Raw genomic sequence first — 21,550 nt, 5'->3', positions numbered from 1 at the left:
CCCGGCTGAAATTCGAACTGTGTTGGCACATTCCACAGATCAGCCGTCCGGCCAAGCAAAATTTGCTGGCCGGCACGGTTGCACGAACGGCATTAGCCCTCGTCGAGTGCGGCGTCCGTATGCCGTTTCAAACAAACTGTGCAAGGTAAATACGCCTGGAAATAGTCTCCGGCGCGTTACCGGGCCGCTCCCTGACTGCTTTGCAATTCCGGAAAATCCTCTTCCCGGAATTCCTGACCACGCAGCGGATCCCTGCGGTCGTTCTCGTGCTCCAGGCGGCGAAGCTGCACGCGGCGAATCTTGCCAGAGATCGTTTTCGGCAATTCCGTCACCAGTTCGATCCGGCGGATGCGCTTGAATGGCGCGAGGCGCGAATGGACGTACTGGAAGATTGACAGCGCGGTATCGCGGGACATGGCAGTGCCGGGAACCACCGAGACATAGGCCTTCGGAAGCGCAAGACGGATCGGGTCCGGCGTCGGCACGACTGCGGCCTCGGCCACCAGTTCGTGCTCCAGCAGCACGCTCTCCAGCTCGAACGGGCTGATGCGGTAATCCGAGGACTTGAACACATCGTCGGAGCGGCCAACGAAGGTCAGGTAGCCGTCGTCATCGAGGAACGCCACGTCGCCGGTCTGGTAGACATCCCCGTCCGCGCCCTTCGGCTTGCCGTCGTCACCCTGATAACCGAGCATCAAGCCCGCCGGAGGATCGGCACCAAGGACGAGGCGAACCTCACCCTCTTTCGCCGGGTTTCCGTCGGCATCTGCAACACGCACCGTATAGCCCGGCATCGGCCGCCCCATCGATCCGATCTTCACCGGCTGGCCGGGCGAATTACCTGCAAGCGCTGTGGTCTCGGTCTGCCCATAGCCGTCGCGGATGGTCAGCCCCCACGCCGCCTTGACCTGATCGATGACCTCTGGATTGAGCGGCTCGCCGGCGCCGCAGACCTCGCGCACCGATACCTTGTAGTCCGCCAGCCGCTCCTGAATGAACAGCCGCCACACCGTCGGCGGCGCGCACAACGTGGTCACACCGCAGCGTGCAACCGTTGCAAGCAGACCCTTCGCGTCGAAACGCGGCTGGTTGACAATGAAGATCGTCGCGCCGGCATTCCACGGCGAGAAAAAACAGCTCCACGCATGCTTGGCCCAGCCCGGCGATGAAATGTTGAGATGGACGTCACCCGGCTGGAGGCCGAGCCAATACATCGTGGACAGCGATCCAACCGGATAGCTGCGATGGCTGTGCAGGACGAGTTTCGGCTTTGCCGTCGTCCCCGACGTGAAGTAGAGCAACATCGGATCGCTGGCGTTCGTGACGCCATCCGGCGCGAACTTCTCGGAATAGTTCGCCGCATCCTCGAACTTGCGCCAGCCTTTGTGCTCTGACGTAGCGGCCACCACAATCCTGGTGAAATCGTCCTCGCCAAGGCCCTCGAATTTCGCCACTTGGTCCTGCGTGGCGACGACAACCTTCGCTTTGCCGCGGTTGAGACGGTCGCGCAATTCATCTGCGGTCAGCAGCGTGGTTGCCGGGATGACGATGACGCCGAGCTTCATGGCTGCGAGCATGGTCTCCCACAGCGGCACCACATTGCCCAGCAGCATCAGGAGATGATCGCCGCGCTTCAGGCCGAGATCGCGGAGAAAATTCGCGGTCTGGTTGGAGCGCCGTGATAATTCGGCGAACGACAGTTTCGTCTCGCTGTTCGACGCGGCGTCCACGATCCACAGCGCCGTGCGGTCGCGGCTTTCGGAGTCGCGCGCGAGTCCTGCATCGAACCAGTCGAGCGCCCAGTTGAACTGCTTTTCATCCGGCCAGCGGAAATCCGCGATGGCCTTGTCGTAGTCGGTACGATGCTTGAGCAGGAAAGCGCGCGCGTCCCGGAATGTTGTCATCAAGAGATCCTATTTCGCCAGCCCGCGAAGATGCTTGATGATCCCGGAAAAATCCACTCCACCGTGGCCAGCCTTCTCGAACGCGTCATAGATACTTTCGGCATGGGCGCCCAGCGGTGTCGCCGCTCCCGCGGCCTTTGCGGCTTCCTGCGACAGACGCAGATCCTTAAGCATTAGCGCCGCGGCGAACCCGGGCTTGTACTCGTTGTTCGCAGGCGACGCCGGAACAGGACCCGGCACAGGGCAATAGGAGGTCAGCGACCAGCACTGGCCTGACGACGTGGACGCGACATCGAACAGCGCCTGATGCGACAGGCCGAGCTTCTCGCCCAGCGCGAAAGCCTCCGAAACGCCGATCATCGAAATACCGAGGATCATGTTGTTGCAGATCTTGGCCGCCTGTCCTGCACCGGCTTCACCGCAGTGAACGACCTTCTTGCCCATGTTTTCCAGAACAGGTTTGGCAGCCGCGAAAGATGCATCGGTCCCGCCGCACATGAACGTCAGTGTGGCGCCCTTTGCCCCGCCGGTGCCGCCAGATACCGGCGCATCGATCGACGGCAGATTGTGCTCGGTGGCATGGGCATGCGCCAGACGCGCGCTTTCCACGTCGATGGTCGAGCAGTCGATCATCAGCGTGTTCTTGCCGACTGCCGGGATGATTTCCTTCCATACGCCCAAAACATGCTTGCCCGCAGGCAGCATCGTGACAACGATTTCGGCGCCCTTCACCGCGTCCAGGGCAGTCGCCGCTATGCCTACGCCGTCCGCCTTGGCAGCATCCCTGGACGCCTGCACAAGATCGAAGCCCTGCACCTTGTGCCCGGCCTTGACGAGGTTGGCCGCCATGGGTCCGCCCATGTTGCCGAGACCGATGAACGCAATGTTTGCCATTTCCTACCCTCGTTATTGTTGCTTCGGAACCAGTCAGTCCGGAAAAACCAGCGTGTATTTGCCGTTCGGCGCGAAATACTTCTCGACGATATCCGGCGTCACATCCCCGATCCGCGATGGAGACCACTTCGGGTTACGGTCCTTATCGATGATCGCGGCCCGAACACCTTCAACGAATTCCGCGCTGGTGAACACCGCCAGTGCCGAATTGTACTCGCGGACAAGACATTCCTTGAGTGATTTGGAGTTTCGCGCGCGGCGAAGCAGCTCGAGCGTGACCTTGAGCGCTGTGGGCGATTTTTCAGAAAGCGCCTTCAGCGTTGCAAGCGCGAATTCCGATCCATCGTCTTTCAGCGCAGCCACGATCTCTTCCACCGTGCCGCGAGCGAAAGCACTATCGATTAGTTCGCGATGCTTCGCGGTTGGCGCTTGCACATTTTGCACCGCAAAGCGCGCCAGTATGGCGCGAACGTCGTTGCTTTTCGCCTGCAATGGCGCATTGGTCAGCGCGTCGCGAAGCGCCGGCCAGTCTTTCGTAGCGATCAATACATCCGCGGCGCCCGCATAAACCGCGTCGGCGCCGCTCATGGTCTGGCCCGTGAGCGCGAAATAGGTACCGATCTCGCCCGGCGCGCGTGACAGCAGCCACGTTCCGCCGACATCCGGGAAGAAACCGAGGCCGACCTCCGGCATCGCCATTTTCGTCTTTTCGGTCACAACCCGATGCGCGCTGTGCGCCGAGAGCCCGACGCCGCCGCCCATGACAAGACCGTCCATGTAAGCGACATACGGCTTCGGATACTCCGGAATGCGCGCGTTCAGGATGTATTCCTCACGCCAGAACACCGGGCCGAGATCGCCGCCCGCTTTCGCGCTTTCATAGAGACCGCGGATGTCGCCGCCCGCGCACAAACCACGTTCGCCCGCGCCTTCCAGCAGCACCAGCGATACACCGGGGTCGGCCTCGAATGCATCAAGCGCGGTCACGATCTCGCGAGTCATCTCAAGCGTCAGCGCGTTGATCGTCTTGGGACGGTTGAGCCGGATGACTCCAGCGGCACCTTCCCGGCAAATGATCACATCCTTCCCGGGTGTCTCCGTCATCGCCGCATGTGCGCTCATCGCGCGCCCTCGATCAACTTGCGGGCCACAATCACACGCATGATTTCGTTGGTCCCTTCGAGAATTTGATGCACGCGCAGGTCCCTGACGATTTTCTCGATACCGTATTCCGCCAGATAGCCATATCCGCCGTGCAATTGCAGCGCCTGATTGGCGATTTCAAACCCGGCATCGGTACCGAAACGTTTGGCCATCGCGCAAAGCATACTCGCGTCGGGGTCCTTGCGGTCCAGCGATGCGGCAGCGCGCCACAGGAACGTGCGTGCGGCTTCCAGTTCAGTGGCCATGTCGGCAATGCGGAACTGCAAGGCTTGAAACTCATCGAGGCGTTGACCGAACGCCCTGCGCTCTTTCGTGTAGGCGAGCGATTTGTCCAGCGCGGACTGCGCACCGCCAAGCGAGCATGCGGCAATATTGAGACGTCCACCGTCAAGGCCCGCCATCGCGATCTTGAAGCCGATCCCCTCCTCGCCGAGACGATTGGCGACAGGAACGCGGGCGTTCTCAAAAATCACTGCACGGGTCGGCTGGGCATTCCAGCCCATCTTGCGCTCGTTCGCGCCGAACGAGACGCCCGGCGTATCGCGATCGATCACAAGCGTGGAGACGCCGCGTGCGCCCTCGCCGCCGGTACGAACCATCGCGACGTAAATGTCGCTGGTTCCGGCGCCAGAGATAAATTGCTTCTGTCCGTTGAGCACGTAGTGATCGCCGTCACGCACTGCGCGGGTCGAAAGTGCTGCGGCATCCGAGCCTGCGCCCGGCTCGGTCAGAGCGTAGCTCGCGATCAGTTCCATGGTGCACAGACGCGGCAGCCATTTCTGACGCTGCGTGTCCGAGCCATAGGCATCGATCATCCACGATGCCATGTTGTGGATCGAGATAAACGACGAAACGGTCGGGCACCCCGTCGCCAGCGCCTCGAAGATCAGCGCGGCGTCGAACCGCGTCAGCGCCGAGCCGCCGACATCGTCACGAATGTAGATGCCGCCCATGCCGAGCGCCGCCGCTTCGCGCATCACATCGACGGGGAAGAATTTTTCCTCGTCCCATTTCTGTGCAAATGGAGCGATTTTCTCGGCCGCGAATTCGCGCGCCATGTCGCGAACCGCGATTTGATCCTCGGTTAGAGCGAACTGCATTGCGCCCCCATCACGCTTTGGAAGTCTGATGATGCCGGGCAACCGCCGAGGCGGTTGCCCGGAGCACCCTTCTTTATCAGTTCATCGTTGGGATGGTGAACTCTGCGCCGTCCTTGACGCCGGAGGGCCAGCGCGAGGTGACGGTCTTGGTCTTGGTGTAGAAGCGGATCGAATCCGGTCCGTGCTGGTTGAGATCGCCGAACCCGGACTTCTTCCAGCCGCCGAAGGTATAGTAGGCGATCGGCACCGGGATCGGCACGTTGACGCCCACCATGCCGACATTGACCTTGGCCGCGAAGTCGCGCGCCGCGTCGCCGTCGCGGGTGAAGATCGCAACGCCGTTGCCGTAGTCGTGATCCGACGGCAGCGCCAGCGCCTCGCTGTAGTCATGCGCGCGCACCACCGACAGCACCGGGCCGAAGATCTCTTCCTTGTAGATCCGCATGTCCTTCGTGACGTTGTCGAACAGACAGCCGCCCATGTAGAAGCCCTTCTCATAGCCCTGCATCTTGAAGCCGCGGCCGTCGACCGCAAGCTTGGCGCCTTCCTGGATGCCGATCTCGACGTAATCCTTGACGCGATCCAGCGCGGCCTTGGTCACCAGCGGGCCGAAGTCGGCGCTTGGATCGGTCGAAGGACCGATCTTCAGGCTCTCGACCCGCGGGATCAGCTTCTCCATCAGCCGGTCCGCAGTGGTCTTGCCCACCGGCACCGCCACCGAGATCGCCATGCAGCGTTCGCCCGCCGAACCGTATCCTGCGCCGATCAGCGCATCGACGGTCTGGTCCATGTCGGCATCCGGCATGATGATGGCGTGGTTCTTGGCGCCGCCGAAGCACTGCGCCCGCTTGTTGGTCTGCGCGGCACGCTCATAGATATACTGCGCGATCGGCGAGGAGCCGACGAAGCCGACGGCCTTGATGTCCGGATCGTCGAGGATCGCGTCAACCGCTTCCTTGTCGCCGTTGACCACGTTGAGAATGCCGGCGGGCAGTCCCGCCTCCATCATCAGCGCCGCCAGCGCCATCGGCACGCCCGGATCGCGCTCCGAGGGTTTCAGGATGAAGGCGTTGCCGCAGGCGATCGCCGGGGCGAACTTCCACATCGGGATCATCGCCGGGAAGTTGAACGGGGTGATGCCGGCCACCACGCCGAGCGCCTGGCGCATCGAATAGATGTCGATGCCGGGGCCGGCGCCTTCGGTGTACTCGCCCTTCATCAGGTGCGGAATGCCGCAGGCGAACTCCACCACTTCGAGCCCGCGCTGGATGTCGCCCTTGGCGTCGGGCACCGTCTTGCCGTGCTCGCGCGCCAGCAAATCCGCCAGCTTGTCGTAGTCGCGCTGCACCAGCTCCAGGAACTTCATCATCACCCGCGCGCGGCGCTGCGGATTGGTGTTGGCCCACGCTTCCTGCGCAGCCTTCGCATTCTCGACCGCAGAGCGCACCTCCGCCTTGGTCGCCAGCGCAACCTGCGCCTGCACCTCGCCCGTCATCGGCTCGAACACGTCCCCAAAACGCCCCGACGTGCCTTTGACCTCTTTGCCGCCAATAAAATGACCGATCGTGCGCATGCGTATCCTCCAAAAGCGTGTGTTTGGAGGCTTTTAGCATCGCGACGACGGCGTTTGGAACCGGGTTCTGCGCACAGCACGGTGGCGCGCAATGCAAAGAGACGGGGTAGCTCAGTTCTCGGTTTTCGCCGCTTTGGGCTTCTTCGCGCTCGGTTTTGCTGCATTCTCGGATCGCAGGGCCGCCTGGCGACCAGCGCTGAGGATTTCGTCGGAGAATTCACTCGTACCCGCGGCACGCGCCAGAATCATCGCCCCCATCATGGTCGAGATGACGCCAATGGCTTCGCGGCGCGCTGTCTTCGCCGGCAGATCCGGGAACTGCTCGACCAGCATCGCAATCATGTCTTCAAGCTTGCTGGCAAAAGCCTTGCGGGTTTTCGGACTCGCGCGGGACACCTCGACGCCCAGCGACGGCAACGCACAGCCGTTGCCTGCATCGTCGCGGTGCTCGGTCGTGAGGTAACCATTTACGATCGCGGCGAGACGCTTGCCTTCGGGTTCCTGTTCCGCGCGTTTGCGCCACCGTCCGGTGGTCTGCTGCATCGCGTGGGCGAAAGCCTCGCTGATCAGCGCATCGCGCGACGGAAAGTGCGCGTAGAACCCTCCGTGGGTAAGACCGGCTTCCTTCATCAATTCGGCAACACCGAGGCTCGCCGCACCGCGCTCGCGCAGCCGTACGGAAGCGTTCTTCACGATCCGCGCGTGGGTCTCAGCCTTGTGATCTTTTGAATAGCGCATTGCTGCCTCATCAAATGTCCTATGTCATATAATAACACATTCCCGAGGCCGAAGCGCTTACTTTGCAACGTAAAATAGCTGCCATGCGCGATTTGACGACGAGAGAGAGATCACGCACCATTTGCGTCCCCCGCGCTGCAACGCGCAAATGTCAGGTCCATAAAAATGCAAACAATCAATGACCATTGCAACGTCGTACGCGGCGACAACGGCATCGCACAATTAACAATCTGCAATGCGGGTCCGCTGAACATCATGAACTCTGCCGTCATCCGCGGCGTTCGCGAGGGACTGGAGCATCTCGCCGGAGACACCAGCATTCGCGTGCTGGTCGTGAGGGGCTCGGGCGAGAAAAGCATGATCGGCGGCGCGGACATCAAGGAGATGGCCACGCTCGATCAGGCCTCGGCTGAAAAATTCATCACCGGCCTGCGGGACCTGTGCGAAGCGGTTCGGCAATTTCCCGCACCGGTCATCGCGCGTTTGCGCGGATTTTGCCTCGGCGGCGGACTCGAATTTGCCGCAGCGTGCGATCTGCGCATCGCATCGCAGGACGCAAAGTTCGCCATGCCCGAAGTCAAGGTCGGCATCCCGTCAGTCATCCATGCGGCATTGCTGCCGCGACTGATCGGATGGGGACGCGCCCGCTGGCTAATCCTGACGGCGGCAACCATCGATGCGCCCACTGCGCTCAACTGGGGACTGGTCGATCAGGTCGTGCCCGAGACCGAACTCGATTCAGCCATCGCAGCAACCGCTGCGACGATCGCGGAATGCGGACCCGAAGCCATGCGAAGCCAAAAGGCGCTGCTGAAGCAATGGGAAGAACTTCCCCTCACGGAATCCGTCAATCTCAGTGTCGGAGTGTTCGGCAAGTCGTTCCTGACCGGCGAGCCCCAACGCCACATGCAGGCATTTCTCGACAGACGAAAATAATTCATCTGTCGCACGAAAATATCTCATGCCAGTGGCATGCCAAGGCATGTTTTAAACGTCTGGCTGCTTGTCCGCACCTGATTCATGCTTTTATTGTCAGCACGCGGATTGCTATTTCCGCATCTTTTCATATGATGCATGTCATCTAACACGGTGCTCCGTGAACCAGGAGAGTTGCATGTCTACGTCCGATCCCGTTGTCATCGTATCCGCAGTCCGCACTCCCCTCGGCCGTTTTCAGGGCGATCTGTCCTCATTCAGCGCGCACAACCTCGGCTCGCACGCAATCGGTGCGGCGCTGGAACGCGCAAAACTTTCGCCCGACCGAATCGATGAAGTTCTCATGGGCTGCGTTCTTCCCGCCGGACAAGGTCAGGCTCCTGCCCGCCAGGCCGCACGCGGCGCCAAGCTGCCGGACGCCACCGGCGCCACCACCATCAACAAGGTGTGCGGTTCGGGCATGAAGGCCACCATGCTTGCCCACGACATCATCAATGCAGGTTCGGCAGACATCGTCGTCTCCGGCGGCATGGAGAGCATGACGAACGCTCCTTACCTGCTCCAAAAGGCGCGCGGCGGTTATCGCGTCGGCCATGACCGCATCATCGATCACATGATGATGGATGGACTTGAAGACGCCTACGAAACCGGACGTTCGATGGGCGACTTCGGCGAAGCCGCGGCGGAAGCTTACCAGTTCAGCCGCAAGGATCAGGACGACTACGCGATCGAGACGCTGACGCGGGCGCGCAATGCTGTCGAAAGCGGAGCGTTCAAAAAGGAAATCGCGCCTATCTCGGTGAAAGAGAAGGCAGGTGTTCGCGTCGTCGAAAACGACGAACATCCGCTGAAGGTCGATCCCGCCAAGATTCCGAACCTGAAGCCGGCGTTCCGGCCCAACGGCACGATCACGCCGGCGGCCTCCTCTGCCAATGCCGATGGCGCAGCCGCGCTGGTTCTGACGCGCCGCTCGATCGCCGAACGTGAGGGTCTGCCGATCCTCGCTGAAATCAAGGGACACTCGACGCACAGCCAGGCTCCGGACTGGTTCACCACTGCGCCTATCCCGGCAATTCGCAAGCTTCTGGAAAAGATCGGCTGGACCGCGAGCGACGTCGATCTCTACGAAATCAATGAAGCCTTTGCCGTGGTGCCGATGGCCGCCGCGCGCGATCTCGGGATTCCTCGCGACAAGCTCAACGTCAACGGCGGCGCTTGCGCGCTCGGCCACCCCATCGGCGCAACCGGCGCACGGCTGATCGTGACGCTGCTGCATGCGATGGAAAAGAACAACGTCCAGCGTGGCATCGCCTCGCTGTGCATCGGCGGCGGCGAAGCAACCGCCATCGCAGTCGAGCGCAAGCTCAACTGATCGCGCGTCGCGCAAACTTGTAGTGCATCGGCGGGATTTCCGCCGGTGCCATGTGCCGCACACCCGACAAGCGGGCTGCGTTGTTCCTGTGCAAGCAACCTGTGGTGAGATCGTGAAACGAAGCAGCGCGATACGACGGATTGTCGTTACTGGAATGGGCGCCGTGTCCCCGCTTGGCGCCGGTGTCGAGGCCAACTGGTCGCGGCTGATTGCCGGGCAATCCGGCATCCGGGCACTGTCCGATAATGTCGCAGCCGACCTGCCTGTGAAAGCCTGCGGCATCGTTCCTGATATCGTCGAAGATCCGGAATTCGGATTCGATCCCGATCGCGCCATTCCCAAAAAAGATCAAAAGAAAATGGACCGCTTCATCCAGTTCGCCATGATGGCGGCGGACGAGGCCATCGCGCAGGCCGGGTGGAAGCCCGAAGATGCGCGGTCACGTGAACGCACGGCAACCATTATCGCCTCTGGCGTCGGCGGATTTCCTGCCATCGTCGACGCGGTCCGCACCACCGACGAACGTGGCGTGCGGCGCCTCTCGCCCTTCACCGTGCCGTCGTTCCTCGTCAATCTTGCGGCGGGACAGGTTTCCATCAAGCATGGCTTCAAGGGAGCGCTTGGAGCGCCGGTGACCGCATGTGCGGCAGGCGTCCAGGCCATTGGCGATGCCGCGCGCCTTCTCCTTGCCGGAGAAGCGGATGTCGCCATCGCCGGCGGCGCAGAAGCCTGCATTGATCGTGTCAGTTTGGGAGGCTTCGCTGCAGCACGCGCGCTCTCGACCAACTTCAACGATGAACCACAGCGCGCGTCACGCCCGTTCGACCGCGACCGCGACGGCTTCGTCATGGGTGAAGGCGCAGGTATCGTGGTCATCGAAACACTCGACCATGCGCTGAGCCGCGGGGCAACGCCGATTGCCGAACTCGTCGGCTACGGCACGACGTCCGACGCCTATCACATGACCGCCGGCCCGGAGGACGGTGATGGCGCGCGGCGATCGATTGAAATAGCGCTGCGGCAGGCCGGCATTTCGCCGATTGAGGTTCAGCATCTCAATGCACATGCGACCTCGACACCTGTCGGCGACAACGGCGAACTTGCGGCGATCAAGTCCGTGTTCGGAACAGAAGGCCGGGTAGCGGTCAGCTCGACGAAGTCTGCAACAGGTCACCTGCTCGGTGCAGCCGGCGGACTTGAGGCGATCTTCTCCGTGCTGGCTCTGCGCGATCAGATTGCCCCTGCAACGCTCAATCTGGATCATCCGGACGCGGCGGCTGAAGGTGTGGACCTCATCCGCGGTGCTGCGCGGCCCATGGCCATGGAACATGTGCTGTCGAACGGATTCGGCTTCGGCGGCGTCAACGCGAGCGTCCTGTTCCGCGCTTGGTAAGGCGCGGCCAGCGACGTCAATCTGAAACGGACTTATTCGTCAGCCGTTTGTTCTTCGCGGTGAGGTAGTCTCGCGTAACGGCTGTTGCGCCTCGTCCGGGCTTGTACATCAATTCGTCCGAAGAAACTGCGCGCCCGGACGTGGCTTGCATAACGAGTGGTGCAATCGCCGATCCGCTGACACGATCGAACGCCACGACCGGTTCATTGCCGCGTCCCGACACCCAGCGGTCGCCCCATTGCAGAATCGCCATCAGCGCGACCTGAAACTCCTTCGCCTTCAACGTCGGAACATACTCGAACCGCGTTCCCCGCTTGCCAACGTCGATCTGCGTCAGCATTCCCTTCTCAACGAGGTGCCTGAGCCGATCGGCGAGTGTGTTTCGTGCAATGCCAAGTCCGCGCGTGAAGCCCTCGAACGTGCGGACGCCGGCAAGCGCATCTCGCAGGACCAAAAGCGACCATGAATCGCCAAGTACGGCGAGCGAACGGGCGATCGAGCAGTTTAAACGGCTGAAAGAAGGCTCCCGCATACCAGTCATTTTCCTCATTTAGTTGCCAATTAAGACTAGTTGCAATATCGAACCATCTAGAACATTTCGCATCAAGCCGCCAAGCGGTGATTATGGGAGAGCAGCATGCACAGCGTTCAGATCAACGCTTTCGGCAAGCCATGGGAAGTTGTAGAGACCGTCAGTCTCTCCGATCCCGGAGCACCGGGTGCCGGCGAGATCGTCGTCGACATGGAATTTTCTCCGATCAATCCATCCGACCTCGTGCTCATCCGGGGTCTTTACGGCGTGAAACCGAACTTGCCGGCACCAGTTGGCGCCGAAGGCGTCGCGCGCGTTGCCAAAATCGGCTCCGGCGTGACCGGAATCAAGGAAGGCGATCGTGTTCTGTTTCCGCGGGGCGCGTCGACCTGGCTCACACGCGCCAAGGTCAAGGCCGACGGTCTCTTTGCATTGCCGGCGAACGCAGACCCGCAGCAGCTTTCGATGCTGATGGTCAATCCGCCGACGGCGTATCTCATGCTGACCGAGTATGTCGCCCTCAAGAAAGGTGACTGGGTGATCCAGAGCGCGGGAAATTCCGCCGTCGGACGCGCCGTCATCGCCATCGCAAAGAAGATGGGCATTCATACCGTCAGCGTCGTACGCCGCCCCGAACTGATTGAGGAACTCAGGAAGCTTGGCGCCGATGCGGTGCTGGTCGAAGGTCCGGATCTGGCCAAGCGTGTCAGGGAAGCGACCGACAAGGCTAGGATCATGCTCGCGCTCGACAGCGTCGGCGGACCCGGCCTGATGCCGCTGAACGATTGTCTCGCCAACGGCGGCACGCTCGTCGCATACGGCGTGATGAGCGGCGGACCCGGCCCCTTCTTCACGGCTCCGAATATTTTCCGCGACCTGACGCTCAAGGGATTCTGGCTGTTGAACTGGTTTAACAAAAACTCGCCGGAACGCGCTCTCGAGGTTCAGAAGCAAGTGGCGAGCTGGATCGCGGACGGAACAATCTATACGCCGGTGGAAGCGACGTACCCGCTCAGTGAGTCCAAGGCCGCGATTTCCCACGCCGCCAAAGGCACGGGCAAAATCCTGTTCAAGGGCAGCTGAGGAAATCGCTTCAAAACCGGAAGCGAACGTTTATCGGCGCTTCGATGATGCATGGGTGGGCTCCCCTGTTCAGGGCGGCCGGACTGGCCTACAACAATCGGCACCATCGGAGTGTCCCATGACCCAACCTGCTGTCGACGCTCGCAACGCCGATCAGATTGCTTACTGGAACGGCCCAGGCGGCCGTCACTGGACCGATCGGCAGCAGCTTCAGGACGTTGTCCTCGCCCCGGTATCCAAGATCCTCATTGAGCGCGCCGCCGTAAAAGCAGGGGAAGCTGTCTTCGATATCGGCTGTGGCTGTGGAGCCACGTCCTTTGATCTTTTGACGCAGGTTGGCCCCGGCGGCCACGTCACCGGTGTCGACATTTCCGAACCGATGCTGGGCCGGGCCCGAGAGCTTGCACCGCCAAACATGCCGATCGAGTTCGTGCTGGCGGATGCAACGGTATATCCGTTCCCTCCTGCAAGTGCGGATATGCTGTTCTCGCGTTTCGGGGTCATGTTCTTCGCACAACCTTCGGATTCGTTCGCGAACATGCGCAAGGCGCTGCGGCCAGGCGGTCGCCTCGCCTTCGCCTGCTGGCGGACACCGCGCGACAATCCATGGATGATGCTCGGCCTTCAGGAGGCCTACAAATACGTGCCGAAGCTTCCTGAAATGAAACCGGACGATCCGGGCCCATTCTCATTCGCGAGCGAGGAACGGGTCCGGAGAATTCTTGGCGAGGCCGGCTTCTCGAATGTGGGAATGGACCGAGTCGACTTATTGCTCGACATCGCAACCGGCCGCGGCCTTGAAGCGGCCATCGAGACGACCCTTGCCATCGGTCCCACCAGCCGCGCGCTCGAGAATCAGCCGCCGGACAAGATCGAAGCAACCACGCAATCGATTCGCACGATGCTCGCCTCGCATCAGAAGGGCAACACCATCCCTCTCGGCGGATCGATCTGGATCGTTACAGCGACGAACCCACGCTAGTTCACGCCACACCTGAATTTCCGTCGCATCGCATCGCCCAACCGGAACATAAGCCTTCCCGCCGCTTTATTCGTACCCTGCAACCGACTGCGGAGACAATGATGGCGCGGAAGTACTCGAAGGGGGCAGCCAAAAAAGTCGCGCGTGCGATGCACAAGCGGAAAAAAGGAACATTGAAGAGCGGACGATCGGGCAAAAAGGTCACGAGCCGGAAGCAAGCCATCGCGATTGGCCTGTCCGAAGCCAGACAAGAAGGGAAAAAGGTGCCAGCGAAAAAGTCCGCATCAAAGGCACGGAAAACGAAAAAGGCAAAGAAGGCGAAGCGGTCGAAATCATAGATGCGCAGATGCGGGATGTATCGGGATTACCGCGTAATGCCTATGGCTGATGTGGTTTTCCACCGGCCCCAGCCTGCCCGCTCGACAAGGCCAAGGCGGACTTTTAGTCTGCGCGCCGAACCCCGGGGACAGGCGGAGCGATGCGATCCAAGATCTGTTGTACGCTGGCGCTTGCCGTTGCCTTGTTCGTGCAGCTTGGAGCAGCAGTCGCACAATCCGACACCAGTGTTGAGATCACCTTCTGGAATTCGGTGAAGGACTCGAGAAACCCTGCTGAAATCTCGGCCTACCTCGATAAATATCCGAACGGTACATTCGCTGCACTCGCCAGAATCCGGCTGGACGCACTGAAGCAGAAAGCCGTCCAGCCCCCTGGCGAACAATGGGCGGCCATCGGATTTGCGGCGCGCGGCGCCTGGGGCGCCGTATGGCAGAAGGCGACGCGGGACGAGGCCGAAGCGCGAGCCCTGACCCTTTGCGTCAACAACGGCGGACGTGGCTGCAAGGTTTCATCCACAACCAAATGCGGTGCGATGGCGTTCTACACCACGCGTATCCGCCGAACCCGTTACTGGGGTGCATTCACCGCCGAAGGTCCGACGCTCGGCCAAGCCATCGATGCTGCCTCGGCGCGCTGTCGCAAGGAAGGCCGCAGCCCGTCAGATTGCAACATCCGGGCTTCTTTCTGTGCAGATGGCAGCCACCGGGGGTGATCCGGGGCACTTTTATTCTACGGGGATGACGTCTACCGCCACCGCAAGCTTCTGCTTGCGCGATCCGACGATAATTCCATCGACCGGTGATACGTCGGTGTAGTCGCGTCCGACCGCCAGAACAACATGATCGTTGCCGATCACCAGATCGTTGGTGGGATCGAAACCCATCCATCCAATCTCGTCACCACACCAGACAGAAACCCATGCGTGCGTCGCGTCCGCACCCTGGAGCCGCGATCTCCCCGGTGGAGGCGTGGTCCTCAGATAGCCGCTTACATAAGCCGCCGGCAACCCGAGGCCGCGCAATCCAGCGATCATAATGTGCGCGAAATCCTGACAGACCCCTCGCCGCTTCCTGAAAACGTCCAGCAGCGGCGTCGAAATCTCCGTTGCCTTCGAGTCGTAGACGAAGTCACGATTGATCCGTCGCATCAGGTCAGCCACCGAGGAAAATATCGCGCCGCCGGTCGGAAAACACGCCGCAGCATAATCCGTAACGGATGGCTGGATTGATATGAGCGGGCTAGCGAACAGATATCCGACGGGCGAAACCGCCGCGAGCCCATTGGATGCGAAGGCAGCCTCGCGGACCTGCTCCCATCCAGGAGAGACCATGTCGCGCGGCGGAGCCGTGCGGGCAACGTCCACACGTGATCGCGCATCGATGCGCAGAACGCGATGAGGGGTCTCAATCACGATGCTTTCGGTACGGATTCCGAAAAAGTCCGTTCTCACCGTGCGATCGAGCGGTACCGGCTTGATCTCAACGCGATGAGAAATCAACTGCTGGCCATCGCCGCTTTTCGGTTCAAGCCTCAGCGAGCAGCGCGCAAAGCTGACCGGGCTCTCATAGGAGTACGTGGTGACATGACGAATGTCGTAAATCACGCAAACCCCGTCAGCTTCTCCGGTCTCAAGGCGAGACTGCCGTGCGGGAAGTAGTGCGATCCGATGGCGTCGGCCAAGTTCAGCAGATCCTGCTCAAGCAAGAACAGGGTCTTGGCATCAAACGACTCCGCCTCTCCCGCGATCATTGAGGCCTGAAGAGTCACAGCGAGACGGTGCGGAGGATCGATCAGGCCGCCTTCACGCATGCTGGGGAGACTGGCGATGTGCTCATTAAGCGCAGCGACCTGAAACGCCACCGAGCGCGGATTGAAGGCATCGAGAACAACCAGATCGCGCACCGGCGCGAGTACCGGTCCGACAAGATAACGCGAACGATAGGTGATCTGGCAATCGACTAGCGTCAACAGCAGGTCGAGGTCCTCAGCTGTCGCCTTGTCGTCGGCAAACTGGCGTGCAAAACGTGCCGTATTGATGGCGCGCTCGACCCGGCGGCCCATCTCAAGGAAGCGCCAGCCCGCGGCGCGATTCATATTCTCCTGCGCAAGGCCTGCGAACGTCGCCAGCGATTGCAGAGTCCATTCCGCGGCTTCGAGCAAGGCTTCGTCGTCCTCCGCCTTTTCCGACAGGCGTTCCACCATTCCGGTGATGACATGCCAGGCATCCGGCGAAAGCCGCTCGCGCAATGTCGTCGCGGTGCGTTGCGCCGACCTGACAAGCGCCAGTGCCGACCCGAACTTATCCTTGGCTTGCAGCGCCTGCGCTGCAGTGGTCGCAAGCTTGGCGCGGGACGATGGCGAGGTGGCGCCCCAGGCAACAAGCAGGCGCTGAATGCGCTCGATCACCGGCTGCATCGGCGACGGCCCCTTGCCGGGTTCGCGCAAGGCCCCGCCCAGTGCGCGAACCAGCCGCAAGGTCGCCTCGGCGCGTTCGAGGTAGCGGCCTAGCCAGAATAGATTGTCCGCAGCACGGCTGGGCACCCATCCGGCAATGCGTCTGATGCGTACGGCATCACTCGGCGGTAGCAACGTGGACGTTGCGACTTCCTTCTCCGACACAACCCAGACGTCAGCGGCGCGTGCGCCCTCGCCCATTGAAACCGCACGCGCATCAGGCTTGTCGGCGATGCGGCAGAACCCGCCCGGCAGGATGGTCCAGCCGCTCGGCGTGGCGGCGGCGAAAACCCGGAGAACGAACGGGCGTGGAGAGATATGCCCGTTGTCCCAAACCGGCGTCGTGGAGAGGCGCACCATCTCCTGTCCGACATAGTCGATGCCGCGTTTGCCGATAGCATCGACCAACCGCGCGCGCTCATCTGTGGACAGGGAACTGCCGACAATCGGACCACGGCCCGGGAAACCAGGCACAGACGGCCCGTAAGCACCCTCGATCGCCATGTCATCGAGGCGCGAAAGCACCTCGTCACGGGCGGATTTCTGCCCACACCACCACGTGGCGATATGCGGCATCTTCAGGTCTTCGCCGAAGAAGCGCTGGCTCAGGCTCGGCAGGAAACCGAGCAGCGTCCGGGCTTCCATCACGCCTGAACCCGGCATGTTGGCGACGGCGACACCACCCTTCCTGATGACGTCAATCAGCCCCGGAACGCCAAGCATGGAACGTGCATCAAGTTCGAGGGGATCGAGGAAGTTCGAGTCCACCCGCCGCAGCAGCACATCGAGGCGCTTCAGACCGGCAACGGTGCGTACGTGCAGCCGATCCTCGCTCACCGCAAGGTCATCGCCTTCCACCAGCAGAAATCCGAGATAGCGCGCCAGCGTGGCATGTTCCGAATAGGTTTCGCTGGAATTACCCGGCGTCAGCAAACCGATGCGCGGCTCGTCGCGATCCGCGATGGCGCGCAGGCTGTCGCGGAACGCTTCAAAAAACGGCGCAACGCGTTCGACGTTCATCGACGTGTAGAGATTTGTCAGTGCACGCGACAACACCAGCCGGTTTTCGAGTGCATAGCCCGCGCCGGACGGCGCCTGCGTACGATCGTTCAGCACCCACCAGCGCCCGTCGGGTCCACGGCCGATGTCGGCGGCATAGAGATTGAGATACTGACCGCCGGGCGGCGTCACACCGCAAACCGAACGCAGATACTCTGCACTCCCGGCAACGGCCGCTGCGGGCAATGCGCCTTCGGCAATCAGTCTGCCTTCACCGTACAGATCGCGCAGGATCTGCTCGAAAAGCTCCGCGCGCTGGGCGACCCCTTCCGATATTTGCTTCCATTCCACCTCGTCGATCAGCAGTGGCAAATGGCTAAGCGGCCAGGAACGGTCCGCAGCTTCCCCGGGGGCGCGATATGTGACGCCGGCATCGCGCATATGCTGATCCGCGGATGCGAAGCGGCGCTCGATCTCGCCGGACGAAAGCGCCGAGAACGCGTCAAAGAAACGGGTCCATACCTCGCGGGGCTGGCCCTCGGCGTCCTGAAACTCGTCCGGAATTCCGGGCAACGGCGCGTAGCCGCGGGTGCAATCCAGAAGATCGCGCTGTGCCCCTCGCTGTGCCTTTTCTCCGCTATCTGTGTCCGCCATCCGACTCGCCTTCTGCCTTTTGCGACAACTTCGCCGATTATGGCGGCGGCCTCAATGCGGGAGCGGTGTCCGAAGGTCCAGAGTCAGGGGAAATTCGAGGGTTCTTTCCTCGGGCGGCACATTTATTGGGCCCGGCGTGTGCCCATGGTCCTGAAAGCGGGCAAGCCGCCGCGCCTCGGCCTCGTAGCTGTTCACCGGCTTGGTATCGTAGCTGCGCCCACCCGGATGGGCGACATGGTAAACACAGCCGCCCAGCGAGCGGCCATTCCATGTGTCTAGGATGTCAAAGGTCAGCGGCGCATGAACCGGAATCGTCGGATGGAGACCCGACGATGGCTGCCATGCCTTGAAACGAACGCCCGCGACTGCCTCGCCTGCGCGCTCGGTGTTGGTCATCGGCAATCGGCGGCCATTGCAGGTGATCACATGCCGTCCTTCGATGAAGCCGCTAACCTTAACCTGCAAGCGCTCGACAGACGAGTCAACATAGCGCACCGTGCCGCCGCCGGCGTTTTCCTCGCCGAGCACATGCCACGGCTCCAGGGCCTGCCGCAGCTCAAGCGTCACGCCGCCATGCTGGACGCTGCCGAAAAGCGGAAAACGAAACTCAAGTTGCGCTTCGAACCATTCCGGCTCGAAATCGTAGCCAGCCTGCTTCAGGTCCGAGAGCACGCTTCTGAAATCTTCCCAGAGAAAATGCGGCAGCATGAAGCGATCATGCAACGTCGTTCCCCATCGCACGAAGCGGCCATCCTGCGGCTCACGCCAGAATTTCGCGATCAAGGCCCGGATAACCAGTTGCTGCGCGAGGCTCATGCGCGCATCGGGCGGCATCTCCAATGCACGGAATTCAACAAGACCTAGGCGGCCCGTGGGGCTGTCGGGTGAGTAAAGTTTGTCGATGCAGATTTCGGCACGATGGGTGTTGCCGGTAATGTCCACCAGCAAATGCCGGAACGTGCGATCCACCAGCCACAACGGCACCTTCTCGCCTTTCGGCGGAATCTTCGAGATCGCAATCTCCAACTCATAGAGCGCGTCATGCCGGGCTTCATCGATGCGCGGAGCCTGACTGGTCGGGCCGATGAACATGCCGGAGAACAAATACGATAGCGACGGATGGCGTTGCCAGTATAGCACCACGCTCTTGAGCAGATCGGGGCGCCGCAGAAATGGCGAGTCCGCGGGCGTGCCGCCGCCCACAACGACATGATTGCCGCCGCCAGTGCCAGTGTGACGGCCATCGATCAGGAAACGGTTCGCACCAAGGCGAACATGCGCGGCCTCCTGATAGAGACTGATGGTCGTATCGACGATTTCGCGCCAGTTCTTCGCCGGATGAATGTTGATCTCGATCACGCCTGGGTCGGGAGTGACCTTAATGACCTCGACACGCGGATCGTAAGGCGGCGCATAGCCCTCGACATGAACCTGAAGCTTCATGTCTTCTGCGGTTGCCTCCACCACCGCGATCAGTTCGAGATAGTCCTCGAGCTTCTCCACCGGCGGCATGAACGCGCAGAGAATGCCGTCGCGAATCTCGATCGACAGCGCCGTGCGGACACCGCCCTTTCCGCCAGCCTGCTGCTCCTGAATGAACTGGCGCGGCCCGCCATCTGCCAATGCTCCACCATCGAATACGGGCGGCTGAGCGACCGGCTCGGATGAAGCAGCCGTAGCATCGAACACCGGCAGCGCTTCGCGTTCTTCCGTCGGATCCTGTTCGACGATATAGGGATAGTCCTCCGGCGGAATCCATTGTAGCGAATTCATCGGCAATCGCAGACCCAGCGGTGAATCGCCCGGCATCAGGAACAGGTTTCCCCGCCGGAGATTCCATTTCTCGCTCCGCCAGCGGCTGGCGACCTTCGCATTCCAGCGCTGTACCGGCAGCACGAAGCCACGCGGCACGTTCAGCCCCTGCTGAAACACCTGCGCCATGCGCGAGCGTTCTTCCGGATCGGCCAGCTTCGAATCGCTCGGATCGACATTGCCCGGAAGGCTGTTCTCCTTCAAAAGCCAGTGCGCCTGATCCTCATAGGCCGGCAGCACATTGCCTGCATCGATGCCGAGTTTTTCTGCAATGCCCGCCGCGAATTTTTCCGCCTGCTCGATCTTCGCGGAGCGCGGCCCTTCCATCGGCGCGATCAGGTCAGGATTGCGCCAAATCGGCACGCCGTCCTTGCGCCAGTAGAGCCCGAAAGCCCAGCGCGGCAGGCTTTCACCGGGATACCACTTGCCCTGTCCGTAGTGCAGAAGGCCACCCGGAGCGAAGCGGGTGCGCAAACGGCGGATGAGATCATCGGCAATGCCACGTTTGGTCGGGCCGACTGCGGCTGTATTCCACTCGGCGGACTCCAGATCGTCCATGGAAACGAATGTCGGCTCGCCGCCCATGGTCAGCCGCACATCGTCGGCTGCGAGGTCGGCATCAACCTTCTCGCCCAACACGTCGAGACGCCGCCATGACTCATCAGAGAATGGTTTGGTGATACGCGGCGCTTCGTTGACGCGCGTCACCTTCATCTCGAAACCAAAATCGACATTGGCCGCGCTGACATTGCCGCTGATCGGCGCAGCAGTCCGGTAGTGCGGTGACGCTGCGACCGGGATATGCCCCTCTCCCGTCAGCATGCCCGACGTCACATCGAAGCCGATCCATCCGGCGCCGGGCAGATAAACCTCCGCCCAGGCATGAAGATCGGTGAAATCAGCCTCGACTTCTCGGGGCCCCTGCAACGGGTCGATGTCAGGACGCAACTGAATGAGATAGCCGGAGACGAAGCGCGCCGCCAATCCAAGATTGCGCAGCGCCTGGATCAGGAGCCAGGCGGAGTCGCGGCACGAGCCCGCGCCGCTCCGCAGCGTCTCCTCTGGCGTCTGAATCCCCGGCTCCAGACGGATGACGTAGTTGATCCTGTCGCGCAGCTTCGCGTTGAGCTCAACAAGGAAGTTTACGGTGTTGGTCGGTCCGCGCGGAATGCTCGCAAGATATTCCGCGAGCAACGGGGTGACCGGCTCGGTCTTCAGATACGGCGTAAGCTCGTCGGCAAGGTCAGCCGGATATTGAAATGGAAACGTTTCCGCGTACGGCTCGACAAAAAAATCGAACGGATTGACCACCGCCATATCGGCGATGAAGTCCACCTCGATCTTGAATTCCAACGTCGGCTCGGGAAACACGAAGCGCGCGAGCCAGTTCCCCTGCGGGTCCTGCTGCCAGTTGACGAAATGCTTCTCGGGCAAAACCTTCAGCGAATAGCTGGAAACCCGTGTGCGCGAGTGCGGTGCCGGCCGCAGCCGGATGACCTGCGGCCCGAGGCTGACGGGCTGGTCATACCTATAATGTGTGACGTGATGCAGGGCGACGGCGATGGACACTGCGCAACAACCTCAATGGCTTGTTTTTAAGCAGAACACCGGACCAAGCCTC

Annotated in this window: 17 protein-coding genes; 7 read left to right on the top strand and 10 right to left on the bottom strand. The window is 61.5% G+C overall.

Annotated elements, in window-relative coordinates:
• Positions 1-176: 176 nt before the first annotated feature.
• The 6 genes from AC1Q67_RS18790 to AC1Q67_RS18765 all read right to left on the bottom strand — a co-directional run bounded on the left by AC1Q67_RS18790 (position 177) and on the right by AC1Q67_RS18765 (position 7,373).
• Entirely contained in the window at positions 177-1,904 is a 1,728-nt protein-coding gene (locus AC1Q67_RS18790) for an AMP-binding protein (protein ID WP_492236803.1), read from the bottom strand.
• 9 nt (positions 1,905-1,913) lie between these two features.
• Positions 1,914-2,798 carry a 3-hydroxyisobutyrate dehydrogenase gene (gene mmsB / locus AC1Q67_RS18785; protein WP_492236804.1) on the bottom strand — a complete coding sequence of 295 codons (885 nt, stop codon included), beginning with the start codon at positions 2,796-2,798 and terminating at the stop codon, positions 1,914-1,916.
• A 33-nt stretch (positions 2,799-2,831) separates the two neighbouring features.
• Entirely contained in the window at positions 2,832-3,920 is a 1,089-nt protein-coding gene (locus tag AC1Q67_RS18780; protein ID WP_492236805.1) for an enoyl-CoA hydratase/isomerase family protein, read from the bottom strand.
• A complete protein-coding gene (locus tag AC1Q67_RS18775) occupies positions 3,917-5,062 on the bottom strand; it encodes an isobutyryl-CoA dehydrogenase (RefSeq protein WP_492236806.1) in 1,146 nt (381 codons plus the stop codon). The genes AC1Q67_RS18780 and AC1Q67_RS18775 overlap by 4 nt, the downstream gene beginning before the upstream one ends.
• A gap of 76 nt (positions 5,063-5,138) precedes the next feature.
• Positions 5,139-6,635: a CoA-acylating methylmalonate-semialdehyde dehydrogenase gene (locus AC1Q67_RS18770; protein ID WP_492236807.1), complete on the bottom strand. Its 1,497-nt coding sequence runs from the start codon at positions 6,633-6,635 to the stop codon at positions 5,139-5,141.
• A 111-nt stretch (positions 6,636-6,746) separates the two neighbouring features.
• Complete coding sequence (locus tag AC1Q67_RS18765; RefSeq protein ID WP_492236808.1) at positions 6,747-7,373, bottom strand: TetR/AcrR family transcriptional regulator; 627 nt, start codon at positions 7,371-7,373, stop codon at positions 6,747-6,749.
• 165 nt (positions 7,374-7,538) lie between these two features.
• Here AC1Q67_RS18765 and AC1Q67_RS18760 point away from each other — a divergent pair, with 165 nt between their 5' ends.
• From AC1Q67_RS18760 to fabF, 3 genes are all read left to right on the top strand, one after another.
• The gene (locus AC1Q67_RS18760; protein ID WP_492236809.1) at positions 7,539-8,309 is read left to right on the top strand and encodes an enoyl-CoA hydratase; all 771 of its coding nucleotides are present in this window, start codon (positions 7,539-7,541) and stop codon (positions 8,307-8,309) included.
• Between the two features lie 178 nt (positions 8,310-8,487).
• A complete protein-coding gene (locus tag AC1Q67_RS18755) occupies positions 8,488-9,681 on the top strand; it encodes an acetyl-CoA C-acyltransferase (RefSeq protein WP_492236810.1) in 1,194 nt (397 codons plus the stop codon).
• 130 nt (positions 9,682-9,811) lie between these two features.
• Complete coding sequence (gene fabF / locus AC1Q67_RS18750; protein WP_492237159.1) at positions 9,812-11,074, top strand: beta-ketoacyl-ACP synthase II; 1,263 nt, start codon at positions 9,812-9,814, stop codon at positions 11,072-11,074.
• Between the two features lie 16 nt (positions 11,075-11,090).
• Here fabF and AC1Q67_RS18745 read toward each other — a convergent pair whose 3' ends face one another.
• Positions 11,091-11,606: a winged helix-turn-helix transcriptional regulator gene (locus AC1Q67_RS18745; protein WP_492236811.1), complete on the bottom strand. Its 516-nt coding sequence runs from the start codon at positions 11,604-11,606 to the stop codon at positions 11,091-11,093.
• 105 nt (positions 11,607-11,711) lie between these two features.
• Between AC1Q67_RS18745 and AC1Q67_RS18740 the strand changes: the two genes are divergently transcribed.
• The 4 genes from AC1Q67_RS18740 to AC1Q67_RS18725 all read left to right on the top strand — a co-directional run bounded on the left by AC1Q67_RS18740 (position 11,712) and on the right by AC1Q67_RS18725 (position 14,722).
• Entirely contained in the window at positions 11,712-12,689 is a 978-nt protein-coding gene (locus tag AC1Q67_RS18740; protein WP_492236812.1) for a zinc-dependent alcohol dehydrogenase family protein, read from the top strand.
• A 118-nt stretch (positions 12,690-12,807) separates the two neighbouring features.
• Positions 12,808-13,671 carry a class I SAM-dependent methyltransferase gene (locus tag AC1Q67_RS18735; RefSeq protein WP_492236813.1) on the top strand — a complete coding sequence of 288 codons (864 nt, stop codon included), beginning with the start codon at positions 12,808-12,810 and terminating at the stop codon, positions 13,669-13,671.
• A 101-nt stretch (positions 13,672-13,772) separates the two neighbouring features.
• The gene (locus AC1Q67_RS18730) at positions 13,773-14,009 is read left to right on the top strand and encodes a DUF6496 domain-containing protein (RefSeq protein ID WP_024574623.1); all 237 of its coding nucleotides are present in this window, start codon (positions 13,773-13,775) and stop codon (positions 14,007-14,009) included.
• Between the two features lie 140 nt (positions 14,010-14,149).
• Positions 14,150-14,722 carry a DUF4189 domain-containing protein gene (locus AC1Q67_RS18725; protein WP_492236814.1) on the top strand — a complete coding sequence of 191 codons (573 nt, stop codon included), beginning with the start codon at positions 14,150-14,152 and terminating at the stop codon, positions 14,720-14,722.
• A 12-nt stretch (positions 14,723-14,734) separates the two neighbouring features.
• Here the strand turns inward: AC1Q67_RS18725 and AC1Q67_RS18720 are convergent, their stop codons facing one another.
• From AC1Q67_RS18720 to AC1Q67_RS18710, 3 genes are read right to left on the bottom strand one after another with little or no spacing between them, the layout of a single operon-like run.
• Positions 14,735-15,613: a transglutaminase family protein gene (locus tag AC1Q67_RS18720; protein ID WP_492236815.1), complete on the bottom strand. Its 879-nt coding sequence runs from the start codon at positions 15,611-15,613 to the stop codon at positions 14,735-14,737.
• Positions 15,610-18,117: a circularly permuted type 2 ATP-grasp protein gene (locus AC1Q67_RS18715; protein ID WP_492236816.1), complete on the bottom strand. Its 2,508-nt coding sequence runs from the start codon at positions 18,115-18,117 to the stop codon at positions 15,610-15,612. The genes AC1Q67_RS18720 and AC1Q67_RS18715 overlap by 4 nt, the downstream gene beginning before the upstream one ends.
• A 51-nt stretch (positions 18,118-18,168) precedes the next feature.
• On the bottom strand, positions 18,169-21,498 hold the full coding sequence (locus AC1Q67_RS18710; RefSeq protein WP_492236817.1) for a transglutaminase family protein: 3,330 nt from the start codon (positions 21,496-21,498) through the stop codon (positions 18,169-18,171).
• Between the last annotated feature and the right edge of the window lie 52 nt (positions 21,499-21,550).

This window comes from Afipia sp. GW823-FHT06G09 (assembly GCF_058794875.1).
Note: the sequence above shows the minus strand (reverse complement) of the source record. Positions and strands in the feature narration are given on the sequence as shown.

Excerpts from the sequence above, each read along its gene's own strand:
- AC1Q67_RS18775 (WP_492236806.1), bottom strand. The coding sequence starts at position 5,062 with ATGCAGTTCGCTCTAACCGAGGATCAAATCGCGGTTCGCGACATGGCG.
- AC1Q67_RS18730 (WP_024574623.1), top strand. The coding sequence starts at position 13,773 with ATGGCGCGGAAGTACTCGAAGGGGGCAGCCAAAAAAGTCGCGCGTGCG.
- AC1Q67_RS18740 (WP_492236812.1), top strand. The coding sequence starts at position 11,712 with ATGCACAGCGTTCAGATCAACGCTTTCGGCAAGCCATGGGAAGTTGTA.
- AC1Q67_RS18755 (WP_492236810.1), top strand. The coding sequence starts at position 8,488 with ATGTCTACGTCCGATCCCGTTGTCATCGTATCCGCAGTCCGCACTCCC.
- AC1Q67_RS18735 (WP_492236813.1), top strand. The coding sequence starts at position 12,808 with ATGACCCAACCTGCTGTCGACGCTCGCAACGCCGATCAGATTGCTTAC.
- mmsB (WP_492236804.1), bottom strand. The coding sequence starts at position 2,798 with ATGGCAAACATTGCGTTCATCGGTCTCGGCAACATGGGCGGACCCATG.
- AC1Q67_RS18715 (WP_492236816.1), bottom strand. The coding sequence starts at position 18,117 with ATGGCGGACACAGATAGCGGAGAAAAGGCACAGCGAGGGGCACAGCGC.
- AC1Q67_RS18760 (WP_492236809.1), top strand. The coding sequence starts at position 7,539 with ATGCAAACAATCAATGACCATTGCAACGTCGTACGCGGCGACAACGGC.
- AC1Q67_RS18765 (WP_492236808.1), bottom strand. The coding sequence starts at position 7,373 with ATGCGCTATTCAAAAGATCACAAGGCTGAGACCCACGCGCGGATCGTG.
- AC1Q67_RS18770 (WP_492236807.1), bottom strand. The coding sequence starts at position 6,635 with ATGCGCACGATCGGTCATTTTATTGGCGGCAAAGAGGTCAAAGGCACG.
- AC1Q67_RS18780 (WP_492236805.1), bottom strand. The coding sequence starts at position 3,920 with ATGAGCGCACATGCGGCGATGACGGAGACACCCGGGAAGGATGTGATC.
- AC1Q67_RS18790 (WP_492236803.1), bottom strand. The coding sequence starts at position 1,904 with ATGACAACATTCCGGGACGCGCGCGCTTTCCTGCTCAAGCATCGTACC.
- AC1Q67_RS18745 (WP_492236811.1), bottom strand. The coding sequence starts at position 11,606 with ATGCGGGAGCCTTCTTTCAGCCGTTTAAACTGCTCGATCGCCCGTTCG.
- AC1Q67_RS18725 (WP_492236814.1), top strand. The coding sequence starts at position 14,150 with ATGCGATCCAAGATCTGTTGTACGCTGGCGCTTGCCGTTGCCTTGTTC.